The organism is Streptomyces sp. NPDC050704 (genome assembly GCF_040654355.1).
GTDB lineage: Bacteria > Actinomycetota > Actinomycetes > Streptomycetales > Streptomycetaceae > Streptomyces.
Genome location: NZ_JBFAHW010000042.1, coordinates 71131 through 82416, shown reverse-complemented (window position 1 = coordinate 82416; position 11286 = coordinate 71131). Strand labels below are relative to the sequence as shown.

Genomic DNA, 11286 nt, shown 5'->3' with positions numbered 1-11286 from the left:
TGCCCGAGGGCGCGTCGCCCGATCGATGGGGGTGCCCCCGCTTGAGCGCAGCCGAGAGTGGGGGAGCTCGCCGCATCGTGCCGGGAAATCTTGCGTCGTGGGGTGGTCAGCGGCTGCTGCCAGTGCTGGGCACCCCACCGGGAGGTGTACGCCGGGTCGACCGCGACGATCGCGAGGTCCTGTTCGGCGGCCATCGACACCAGCCGGGACGCCGCGTCCTTCCCGGTGATTTCCCGCTGCTCCCCGAGGAGTGCACCGAAGAGCCCGGCTACGGCAAGGAGCGTCTCCACGACGGCCAAGGCGAGAGCCGCGTGCATCAGCGTGAGGCTGCCGCTCTGGTTGTGGTGCTGGAGATGGTTCATGTGATCCATCGCGGGCTGGACCGCCGGCCACAGCACATGGGTCATCAGCATCACGACGTTGAGCATCGCCATGGCTGTCCATTCGCCTGGTCCTGACGACCACCACAGCATGACCGCGCAGCCGAGGCAGGTCAGTGCCAGCACCAGCAGGACGACGGCGAAACGGTCGACGTGCTGGCGCAGCATGGCCGCGTGGACAAAGGCGGAGATCACGGCCAGGCCTGCGGCCACCCGGCGGAGAATCCCGTGTCCTGTGGATGCGTTCATGGCGTCACGATCCGTGGCAGTGCGACGTCGCGCCGCGCGGTGCGTCGAGTGCGGGGTTGCGGTCGAAGAAGCCGACGGGCTTGAGCTTGAAGCCGGTGTAGTCGACGGGCATGACCGGCCAGTCTTCCGGGCGCGGGAAGTGGGTGAGGCCGAAGGTGTGCCACAGGACCACGTCCTCGCCGTCCAGCGGGCGGTCACCGGCGACGAACGACTCCAGGCCGTCACCACCGGGGCTCTGGTTGACGATCTCGCCGGCGGGCCACTTCTGAGCCGGGTCGTACTGCGTAGCCCACAGGTGGCGAGTGGCGAAGGCGCCGCGCTTGGCGATCACGCTGGACGGGTCGGCCAGCAGGGTCGGCTGTCCCTCCGGGTGGAGGGCGTAGGCCACGTCCTCGCCCAGGCGGTTCTGTTTGTCGGGGTTGCTGACCAGCCACGTACGCGAGCGAAGATTGTCCGCCGTGCGGCGGGCGTCGAGTTCCGAGGTGAGCCGGGTGCGAGCCTGTCGGAAGGCGTTGCCGTGGGGGTTGGTGTCGCTGACCGGGACGGCCACGGCGTCGACCTCGTCGACGGCGTTGCGGTGGCCGTCGACCGCCAGGTCGAGGCGGGCACAGAACAGGTGCTGGTGGAAGGGGGCGCCCAGACCGGGAGCCAGCTGGGTGGCGAAGCCGTCCGGGCCGGTGTAGGCGGAGGTGAAGACGATGCCGGTCGCTTTGGCCTGCAGTTCGATGGTGCCGTCGAGGTAGAGGTACCAGTAGAAGCCGTAGTCGTAGTTGCCGATGGTGAGGAAGAAGGAGATGACCAGGCGCCGTGAACGGCGGGTCTCGGTCATGCCGTTGAAGAGGTCGGTGTGCTTCCACAGCACGCCGTAGTCCTCCTCGTGCAGACAGATCGCGTTCTTGACGATGCGGGGGCGGCCCTTCTCGTCGCTGATCGTGGCGTCGAAGTACGTGATCTCTCCGAGACAGTCGCAGCCCAGCTCCAGGGAGTTGGTGTAGCGGCCGAACATGTACTCGCCCTGGTCGAAGTAGTTGATCCAGTAGCGGGCGGGGGAGGGGTCGCCGTAGGGGACGACCATCTCGGGGATGGACGCCCGATAGACGACGGGTCGCACCTCACCGCCGTCGCGGAAGCCGAGCTGGTGCAGCACGAGTCCTTCACGGACATCGAAGGTGAAGCGGAACGACCAGTCCGCCCAGCTGATCAAATTGCCGTCCACGGTGAAGCTCGGGCCGTCGGGCTGGATGATCTCCAAGGCCTTGAGGTCGGTCCGCATCGGCGACGCGTGCGGCCCCGCGTCCCACTCGCCGCGCTCCATCGGCACCGCCAGTTCGGCGCTGTCGACCACCTCGAAGACCTCGCCGGCCGTCAGGTCCACGTAGGCGCACACGCCGTCGATGGGGTGGGCCCACGGCAGGTCGGCCTCGTCGAGCTGGAGGAACGCCAGCACGCGGCAGACCCGTCGACCCGTCTCGTCCTCGTGACCGAAGTTCCCGGCCGAGAGCGGGACGGCACGCACCTTCTCCGGGTCTATGCCCCGCTTGCCCAGGGCGCTCAGCCACTCCTCGCTGCGCAGCAGGATGGCCTCGATGTCGTCGAACTCCTCGTCGAGGATGGGGGCTTGCCCCTCGCCCGCCGCGTCCACGGTCCTCGACTCGACGATCTCGCCACCCTCGCCGCTGGTGACGTCGGCTACGGCGACGGTGGCGACCCCAGTCTCGCGGTCGATGAGGATCATGTTCACCCGGCGTCGTACGGCGTCGCCGTCGCGGTGGGCGAGGACCTCGTGCTTGGGCGCCTCCTCCAGCCCGACGTACACGAACCGGGTGGTGTCCGTCGTCAGTCCGGCCTGCTGGGCGGCCAGCCGCGCGGCGTCGATTTCCTCGGCTGCGAGGAGTGACAGGGGGTGGGTGGCCGAGGGGGACGTGTCCGTCCGCTCGGTCGAGGCGGTGGCGTGGGTCATGGCGCTTCCTTCGTGAAAGTTCGTCGATAGTTCGTTGATACGGACACGTCGCTTGTCGTCGGCCCGGGCGGCTCCGTCGCCGCTGGTTCAGTGGTCGTGCTGGGCGATCGCCCGCAGGAAGGCGACTGTTTCCATCTCGCGGTTGGTGGACTCCTCGCTGGACGTCCCGTATCTGCGGTTGGCGGACAGCTTCACGATGGTCGTGTTGCTGGCCGGGTCGACGTAGACGAACTGGTTGTAGACGCCGATCGCGCTGAACTCGCCGCGGTCCCCGGCCGGGATCCACCACTGGTAGCCATAGCCCAGGTCGAAGTGGTGCCCGCCGACCAGGGGCCGGCCGGGCTCCAGATGAGGGGCGGCGACGGTCACGGAGTCGCGCACCCAGTCCGCCGGGACGATCTGCCGGCCCTGCCACACGCCACCGTTGCGGTAGAGCTCGCCGAGCCTCGCGTAGTCGCGGGCGGTCAGGTTGAGGCCGGCGAAGGACAGCTCCGTGCCGGCGGGGTCCACGATCCAGTAGCCGGGCTCGGCCATACCGAGGGGCTCGCCCAGCTTCTCCCGCATGTAGTCCGCGACCGAACGTCCGGTGGCCCGTGCCACGAGCGCCCCCAGCACCTGTGTCTCGCCCGAGTTGTAGCGACAGAGGGTGCCTGGCTCGCTCTCGCGGACCATGGTGGCGACGAAGTCGTCGAGCGTTCCGCCGATGCCCAGCGCGGCCATGGTGAGCAGGAAGACATCCGAGGTCGGGTCGTTGTAGTCCTCGTTCCAGCGGGCGCCCGAGGACATCCGCAGCACGTTCTTGATGGATACGCCGTCGTACGCGGAACCGGGCCGCACCGGCACGTAGGAGCTGATCGGCTCGTCGATGCTCCCGATGTGTCCTTCAGCGACCGCGATCCCGACGAGCGCCGAGAGGAAGCTCTTGGCCACCGACATCGACAGCCACTGGACGTCCGGTCCGCCGGTCAGGGCGTAGCGCTCGTACCGGGTGACGCCATCGATGAGGACGAGCAATGCCGCCGTGTCGGTGTCGGCCATGAACTCCTCGGCCGATCGCACGGTGCCGTCGAACTCGTAGGTCTCCGGCAGGGCGATCGGATCACCCTGCGGCCAAGCGTGGGTCTTGGACGAAGAAGCCATCTCGCGGGTGTCGAGCAGGTCCTTCACCCGGGAGAAGTTCTCGTGCTGCGGCGCCCCGGTGAAGAGGTTGAGATCGGCCAGGGTCTGGCGCTTCTGATCGGTCATGGTCGTCCTTCGATCGGTGCGGAGGCGCTTCATCGGGGAGCGAAAAAGTAGCAGTACCATTCGGTTAGGACAACCACTTGGTACGCTTAATGCCCCCTTGGTGTGAGTGAGGATCTGTGGCGATGAGTACGGAACGGGTCGACGGGCGCACACTCCGCTTCCAGCACCGGAAACCGGAGCTACTGGCGGCGGTGACTGAATACGTTCTGGCCCACGGCGTCACCGACCTGTCCCTGCGCCCGGTGGCCCAGGCACTCGGAGTCACCCACGCGACGCTGCTGCGGCACTTCTCCTCGAAGGAGGAGCTGATCATGAGCGTCGTGGACAAGATCCGCACCGACCTCGCCGACCGGCTGACCGGCGACGAGGAGCTGCGCGCGGCCGATTCGGCAGCCGAGCTGGTGAAGGCCCTGTGGCCGCGGCTGTGCGAGCCCCAGGAGCAGCGTCAATTCCTGCTCCTGTTCGAGATGGCCGGGTACAACGGCCGGAGGTCGGAAGGCGACCGTGACTTGGCGCGGTCGCTTGTCGGCGACTGGCTGGACATTCTCGTCGGAAGGCTCATGCAGGACGGCTGGCCGTCCGAGGACGCCTCCGCACTCGCCACGCTCCTGCTCGCCCAGGTCAGGGGCCTCCAGCTCGACCTCCTCGTGTCCGGGGACCGGGCGCGGGTCGATCATGCGCTCGAATTCTCGCTCCGGCTTCTGGAGCGTCCGGCAGTGCGTGATACTCCGGGCTCTCACGGCTGAGGGTCGCGGTGCACGCCGTAGACGGCATCGGTCGCGGGGCAAGGCGATCAGGCGGTCTCGGGGACAGGCTGTGCGACGGCGGTCTCCAGGTTCCGTGGCCGCCGCCACAGTGCCAGGAGTACGCCAACCGCGAAGGCCCCCAGTGGTACGGCACCCAGGGCAGTCGCCAGCGTGGTCGAACCACCGATGAGCAGAGGGAAGTTCGCGACCGCGAGTACCAGGCAGCCGGCCAGGCCCAGCAGACCGAGACCCGGGGCGACCACGGTGTGCCAGGTGCGCGGGTCCCGGCGGGTGCGGCGGAAGTAGACGATGACGGCCAGGCAGGTCAGGCTCATGAGCAGCAGGATGCCCAGGGTCGCGGTGCCGGCGAGCCAGGCGAAGACCTGGGTGACCGGGTCCATCCCCGTCACCGCGCAGACAGCCACCAATACCGCCGCGCAGGCCGACTGCAGCAGCGAGGCCATGTGTGGCGAGCCGTGCCGTGGGTGGCGGCTGCCGCTCAGCCGAGGGAGCAGGCCCGAGGTTCCCAGGGAGTAGCCGTAGCGGGCCAGTACGTTGTGGAAGGACAGGGCAGCGGCGAACAGGCTGGTCAGCAGCAGTACTTGGGCGATGTCCGCCACCGCGGAGCCGAGATGGTGCTGCATCGTGGTCAGCAGCATGCCGCCCGGATCGGTAGTTGCCGCCCGAACGGCTTGGTCGTCGCCCCAGGCCGACACCAGCGCCCAGCTCGACAGTGTGTAGAAGCCACCGATCAGCAGAAGGGACAGGTACGTGGCGCGCGGGATCGTACGGTGCGGATCGCGGGCCTCGTCGCGGAAGACGGCGGTGGCCTCGAATCCGAGGTAGCTGGCGATGGCGAAGACGAGGCCCAGGCCGAGCGAGCCGGAGCCGACCTGTTCGGGCTGCAGGAACGCGGTGGAAAGCCCCGACGAGCCACCCCCGCGTACGACGACCACGGCGTCCAGGGCGAGAACGACTCCCACCTCGCCCAGCAGCAGGACGCCGAGCACCTTGCCACTCACGTCGATGTGCCGGTGGCCGAGGAATCCGACACCCGCCAGGGCGACCGCCGCCCACAGCCACCATGGAAGCGACGGTCCGCCGTAGTGCCGCACCAGGTCGGCGGCCACCGCCCCCAGGTAGCCGTACACCGCCAGTTGTACGGCGGTGTAGGTGACCAGGGCCAGGTAGGCGGCGCCCTGACCGGTCGGCCGGCCGAGGCCGTGCTGCACGTAGGTGTAAAAGGCGCCGGCCTGCGGCACGTGGCGGGTCATCGCGCCGTATCCGACGGCGAACAGCAGCAGGATCACGCAGCAGATCACGAACGTGGCGGGGAAGGCGGCCCGGTCGCCCAGAGCAATGCCCAGCGGGACCGTCCCGCTGACGACGGTGAGTGGGGCGGCCGCGGCCACCACCATGAAGACGATCGAACCGGTGCCGAGGGAACCGGTCAGCGTAGGTGCCGCACGATCGGTGGACATCACACCTCCATGAGGGCGCGGCGCCCGGAGGCGCTGGGAGCGGGGACCGCGACGCACAGCCACGGAAGCGGGCCGTACGCGGCGGAAGCGGGGACTGCCGCAGACACTGGAGCCTCGCGGTTGCCGGATCGTCACCGGAGCGTCAAGCGGCCGTCATCCGTAACGGGAAACCCGGCCCCGCCTGTTCTCAGGCGAGGAAACGCGCCGGACACCTCTCCGACACGTCCGGCAACAGGCACGCCGCTTACCGTGCCGCCCATGACGATCCAGACGGAGCAGCCCACGCTGCGTCCAGGCCCGCGCCTTCCGGGCCTGGACCGGCGCACCCTCGGGCCGGTCCAGGTGTTCGCCCAGTCGGTGTCCGCTGCCGCTCCGACGGCGGGGATGGCCGCCACGCCGGCGATCGCCGCGTCCACCGCCGGAAGCGGCACGGTCTGGTCGTTCGTCATCGCCACCGTCGTCGCGCTTCTCATCGCCGGATGCATCGGGCAGTTCACCCGGCGCATGGCCGCCGCCGGGTCGCTGTACAGCCTGGTCGCCAAGGGCCTGGGACCCGCCGGGGCCTTCGCCTGCGCCTGCGCGCTGCTGGTCGGTTACGCACTGCTGGTCTCGGCGGCGCTCGCGGGGGCGGCGATCCACCTGCATGCGCTGCTGGGCCGTACCGGAGCGTCGGCCGGGGTGTCGGTGGCCGCCACGACGCTGCTGCTGGGCGTCGTCGTCGCGGCCTGCGCGGTCCGCGGCATCCGGCTCTCTGCCGGGGTGGTGCTGCTCGTCGAAGGCCTGTCGATCACCTTGATGCTGACGGTGTTCGGCCTCCTGCTCGGCGGCGACGTCTCTCGGCTGCCGGCCCCCGCCGCACACTCCGCGGAACCGGCCGGCGGCTTGGGCGGAGTGGCCGCCGCGGTGGTTCCCGCCCTCGCCGCCTTCATCGGCTTCGAGTCCGCGGCGGCCCTCGGGGTCGAGGCCCGCCGCCCGTTCCGCACCGTCCCCCGCGCGGTGACCTGGACCGCAGGTGTCGCGGGCGTGATGTACGTGTGCGCGGCGGCCGTCCAGGTGAGCCTGACCGAGGACGCCCGCGTGCTGCCCCTCAGCGTCCTGGCTTCGGCACAGCGACTGCCCTGGGTATCGCCCCTGTTGGACGCGGGCATCGCCAGCTCCTTCCTGGCCTGCGCGCTCGCGACCGCCAATGCCCTGGTCCGGGTGCTGTTCTCGCTCGGTACCGAGGGCCTCGCCCCCCGTGGACTGCGCCGCACCCATCGCGTTCACCGCACTCCGCACCTCGCCATCGCGGTGGCGCTCCCGGTGACGACCGTGCTCCCGGCGGCCATGATCATCGGCGGTGTCCCGCCCGAACGGGTCCTGGATCTGCTGCTCCAGGCATCCACCGTCGGCTACCTCCTCGCCTACCTCCTGGTCTGCCTGGCCGTACCGCTCTTCCTGCGCAACATCGGCGAGTCGACCCCCGGGCCGGTGGCCGTCGCCCTGGCGGTCGTGCCGGTGCTGCTCATCGCGCTGGGGGCGTTCGCCGTCTCGGTGCCGTGTGGTGCGTTCGCTCTGACGTTCGCGGTGCTCGCCGCGGCGGCGCTGGCCTGGTACGGGTGGCTGCGCCGCCGCCTGCCCGACCGGCTCGCGGGCATCGGCGTATACGACGAGACGTCCATGGCCGACGTGCTCGACGACCACCCACTACGAACTCCCGCCCCCGGCCGGTTCAGATGAGCGCCCAGGGCAACGCGCTGCACGTACTGGAACAGGTCGTGGCCGCCGGCCCCGGGGTGACCGCGAAGGAGATCTCCACCGCTCTGCGGCTGCCGCCGGCAACCACCTACCGCATGCTCAACCTGCTCGTGGCCGAGGAGTACCTGGTCCGCCTCCCCGACCTGCGGGGCTTCGCCCTCGGCCGCCGCGCCGCCCGGCTCTCCCTCCCTCAAGTGCCCGAACCCTGCGCCGCCGCACGCGCCGTGGTCACCGCACTCAGGCACCGGGTCCGCTGGGGAGTTCACCTGGCCGCCTACACAGGCGGACGCCTCACCCTGACCGATCCCGACCCCGACCACCCGCCCACCGATGGCACCCTCCTCGCCCGCCACCCGCACGCCTCCTCGCTCGGCAAACTCCTCCTCGCCGACCAGCCCACCCGCCGCGCCGGAGCACACGACTTGCGGCACCTCACCGAGCACACCATCACCGACACCGCTCGCCTCGCACACGAACTCGCCGTCGTATCCGACACAGGAGTCGCCAGCCAACTCGGCGAACTCCGCCTCGATCGCGGCTGCCTCGCCGTCGCCATCCGTAACCCCGCAACCAGCGTGCTCGTCGCGGGCCTCGCACTGTGCGCTCCACCCGACCGCATCCAGAAACTGGGCACCGATCTACTCCCGGTCCTCCGCGACCACGCAGACCAACTCACCCCGCTGCTCTCCTAAGACCGTGTCCTAAGTGGTGAGGCGGATGAGTCGTTTGTAGCAGCAGAGGACGGCGGCGAGTCCGAGAAAGGCCAGGTAGTTGCGGGGATTGTGTCGTAGCAGGGGCTCAAGCGTCGGTAACCGGACAGTCAGCACATCGTCCGCTCGATGACCCAGCGGCGTCGCCCTCAGCGTTCGCTGGACTCGACGCCCTTGTGGGCGATGCGCCCCCCGATCCGCTTGCTGCGCAGCCAGACCCCCGCCCCCGACCTCGCCTGGAAACGGACATCACCTCACGAACGACCCTCTGAGGTCAGACCGTGCCCCTGCCGGTCGGTCGGAAGGCCAGACCGCTGATGAGGTGGCGCGCCCGCCTGTTGGGCGTGAGCACTGGATTCATTGGAGCGCGTGCCGTGTCTTCCACGGGCCGCATCCTCGGTGAGGCAGCGGATGGAGAGCGCATGGACGGCATCGCGCGACTTCACGAACTCGTGGCCTGGCACGGCGGCGTGGACCTTGGCCCGGGGGGCGGAGGTCGTCGGGACCGAGACGGACCGGCGCCTGAGCTTCCCCTGGAATACCGCGACTTCCCTGGCTGGGAGGGTGAGTTCGCTTCTCGCCATCTACTTCACGACGAAACCCCGGGCCTGTGGCCTGGGGTTTGTTTGTTGCGTGGGGCCGTTCAGCGTGTGAAGAGCCTCCGTGGCCCCGAAGGGAGAGCAGCGCGGTCGCCCCGGTAAGCCGTCGCGGACCGCACCCGCACCCGCACCCGTCCGCGTCAGCTCAGTGTGAGTCCGGAGTCCATGCCGCCACCAGGTCCAGGAGGCCGGGGAAACGGGCGTTGAGGTCGTCGACCCGGACGTGGCTGCGGCGTTCCAGGCCGTACTGGCGCTGGCGGGTGATGCCCGCCTCGCGCAGGGCCTTGAAGTGGTGGGTGAGGGAGGACTTGGGGCGGTCGAGGCCGAACCAGCCGCAGGTGTGGTCGAACTGCTCCGATTCCAGGAGGAGTTTGCGCACGATGCGCAGGCGAAGCGGATCGCTCAGCGCGCCCAGCACCGTCTCCAGGCGTAGGTCCTCGACCGCCGGCTCGGGCAGTGGCTCGGGCAGCCCCGTGGGCTCCGGCAGCACCTTGATCACCGGCATCGGACTCACCGTCGACGTCATAAGCAGCTCCCCACCACCCGAATCCTGATGATCCGAATCCTATGTACGACTTCAATCGTACTGGATGCTAAGTTCGACTTAACTCGTACTGAGGATCACGGAGGGAGCGGCCATGCCGGAGGGGCGAACGGTGTCGGCGAAGGCGGTGGGCGAAGAGCGGCCGCCCGAAGTGGGTGAACGGCCGGAGGTGAGCGCCTCCGCGGCCCCCACCTGGTGGGTGTGGCTGGCCGCGTGGCCGGTGACCGCGGTCTTCGTCCTGTCCAACGCGGCGACCCCCTTGTACGTGCTGTGGCAGCGCGACATCGGGTTCTCCAAGGGCACCCTGACCGTGGTCTTCGCCTGCTACATCGTCGGGCTGCTCGGCTCCCTGCTCGTCTCCGGGGTCGTGTCCGACCGGCTCGGGCGCAAGCCCGTCCTGCTGCCCGCACTCGCGCTCGCCGTCGCTGCCTGCGTCATCTTCGCGACCGCCTCGACCGTGGCCGCGCTGGTCGTGGCCCGGCTGTTCACCGGTATCGCCGTCGGCGCCGTCGTCTCCGCGGGGATGGCCGCCGTGACGGATGTGGCGGGCCCAGGCCGCAGGCGGCTCGCCGCGCTGCTCGCCTCCTGCGCGATGGTCTTCGGGGCCGGCCTCGGCCCGCTGCTCGCGGGCGTTCTCTCCGAGAGCGTGCCCGCGCCGACCGTCACCGTCTTCGTCGTCGAGATCGTCCTGCTGGCCACCGCGATCCTCGCCGTACTGCGCATGCCCGTACGGCGTCCCGCCAAGCCTGCCAAGCCCGCGAAGGGCGCCTGGGTGCGCCTGCCCGGCGTGCCGGACGGCACCGGCAGGCAACTCGTCCTGGGTATCGCCGTGTTCGCGCCCGGCATCACCGCGACCTCGTTCGTGCTCTCGCTCGGCCCCTCGCTGCTGTCCGGCCTGCTCGGCACCACCAGCCGGATCGTCGCCGGAGCCATGGCGTTCGCCATGTTCCTCGCCGCCACCGGCGTGCAGTTCGCGGTCCGGAAACTGGGCCGGCGCACCATCCTGACCGTCGGAGCGGTCGGCACCACCGTCAGCATGGTGACGCTCATCGCCGCCGTGCACATGTCGTCGGTCCCGGTGCTCATCGCCTCCGCGCTGCTGGCCGGCGCCGGCCAGGGCATGGGCCAGCTCGGTGGCCTGTCCCTGCTCAACTCGAGCGTGTCGCCGCAGCGGCTGGCCGAGGCCAACGCGGCGCTCAACGTGGGCGGTTACGTACCGGCGGGCATCCTGCCGGTGTCGGCGGGCTATCTCAGCGACGCCGTGGGGCTGACCACCGGGGCGACCATTTTCGGCACAGTCCTGATGGGCCTCGCGGTCATCGGCGGTCTCGTGGTCGTCGCCAGTCGGCGCCGGGTGCCGGAGTCCGCCTGACGCGGCCCGGCGCCGGGTGCGGCCGTCCGGGAGTCCGGCACCGATGGCCGTACCGGCATGACAGCCACAGGGATTCCCGTCCCGCCGGCGCACCGTGGCGCGAGTCGCGGTGCGCTGCTGCCCGCTTACGCCTGACATCCGGCCGAGGCCCGCGACATCCGCCTCTCGCGCGTCGATGGAACTGCTTGCTGCATCGAGTGCTGACGGGATGTCGTCACTCAAGTGCAGCTTTAATTCGCCGTTTAATTTATTAAATTGATGTT

The 11286-nt window shown here is 69.8% G+C and carries 8 protein-coding genes and 2 pseudogenes; 4 read left to right on the top strand and 6 right to left on the bottom strand.

The genetic code is table 11. From position 1 onward, the window contains the following. From AB0I18_RS24785 to AB0I18_RS24775, 3 genes and pseudogenes are all read right to left on the bottom strand, one after another. Positions 1-629: pseudogene (locus AB0I18_RS24785) on the bottom strand (hypothetical protein); the annotation flags it as partial. Between the two features lie 4 nt (positions 630-633). Next, positions 634-2589: a primary-amine oxidase gene (locus tag AB0I18_RS24780; protein ID WP_363107750.1), complete on the bottom strand. Its 1956-nt coding sequence runs from the start codon at positions 2587-2589 to the stop codon at positions 634-636. Between the two features lie 87 nt (positions 2590-2676). Further along, entirely contained in the window at positions 2677-3834 is a 1158-nt protein-coding gene (locus AB0I18_RS24775; RefSeq protein WP_363107749.1) for a serine hydrolase, read from the bottom strand. Between the two features lie 122 nt (positions 3835-3956). Here AB0I18_RS24775 and AB0I18_RS24770 point away from each other — a divergent pair, with 122 nt between their 5' ends. After that, positions 3957-4580, top strand: coding sequence for a TetR/AcrR family transcriptional regulator (locus AB0I18_RS24770; protein WP_363107748.1), 624 nt, complete (start codon positions 3957-3959; stop codon positions 4578-4580). A 47-nt stretch (positions 4581-4627) separates the two neighbouring features. On the opposite strand, the gene AB0I18_RS24765 is transcribed toward AB0I18_RS24770, so the two are convergent. Continuing rightward, on the bottom strand, positions 4628-6061 hold the full coding sequence (locus AB0I18_RS24765) for an APC family permease (RefSeq protein WP_363107747.1): 1434 nt from the start codon (positions 6059-6061) through the stop codon (positions 4628-4630). A 258-nt stretch (positions 6062-6319) separates the two neighbouring features. Here AB0I18_RS24765 and AB0I18_RS24760 point away from each other — a divergent pair, with 258 nt between their 5' ends. Together AB0I18_RS24760 and AB0I18_RS24755 are read left to right on the top strand one after the other, a co-directional pair. After that, a complete protein-coding gene (locus tag AB0I18_RS24760) occupies positions 6320-7780 on the top strand; it encodes an APC family permease (protein ID WP_363107746.1) in 1461 nt (486 codons plus the stop codon). Further along, positions 7777-8490, top strand: a complete 714-nt coding sequence (locus AB0I18_RS24755) for an IclR family transcriptional regulator C-terminal domain-containing protein (RefSeq protein WP_363107745.1) — start codon at positions 7777-7779, stop codon at positions 8488-8490. Before AB0I18_RS24760 ends, AB0I18_RS24755 begins: the two co-directional genes overlap by 4 nt. Before the next feature lie 9 nt (positions 8491-8499). On the opposite strand, the pseudogene AB0I18_RS24750 reads toward AB0I18_RS24755, so the two are convergent. Continuing rightward, a pseudogene (locus tag AB0I18_RS24750) lies at positions 8500-8723 on the bottom strand (IS5/IS1182 family transposase); the annotation flags it as partial. A 529-nt stretch (positions 8724-9252) separates the two neighbouring features. Beyond that, a complete protein-coding gene (locus AB0I18_RS24745) occupies positions 9253-9633 on the bottom strand; it encodes an ArsR family transcriptional regulator (protein ID WP_363107744.1) in 381 nt (126 codons plus the stop codon). 112 nt (positions 9634-9745) lie between these two features. Between AB0I18_RS24745 and AB0I18_RS24740 the strand changes: the two genes are divergently transcribed. Then, complete coding sequence (locus AB0I18_RS24740) at positions 9746-11023, top strand: MFS transporter (protein WP_363107743.1); 1278 nt, start codon at positions 9746-9748, stop codon at positions 11021-11023. Positions 11024-11286: the final 263 nt, after the last annotated feature.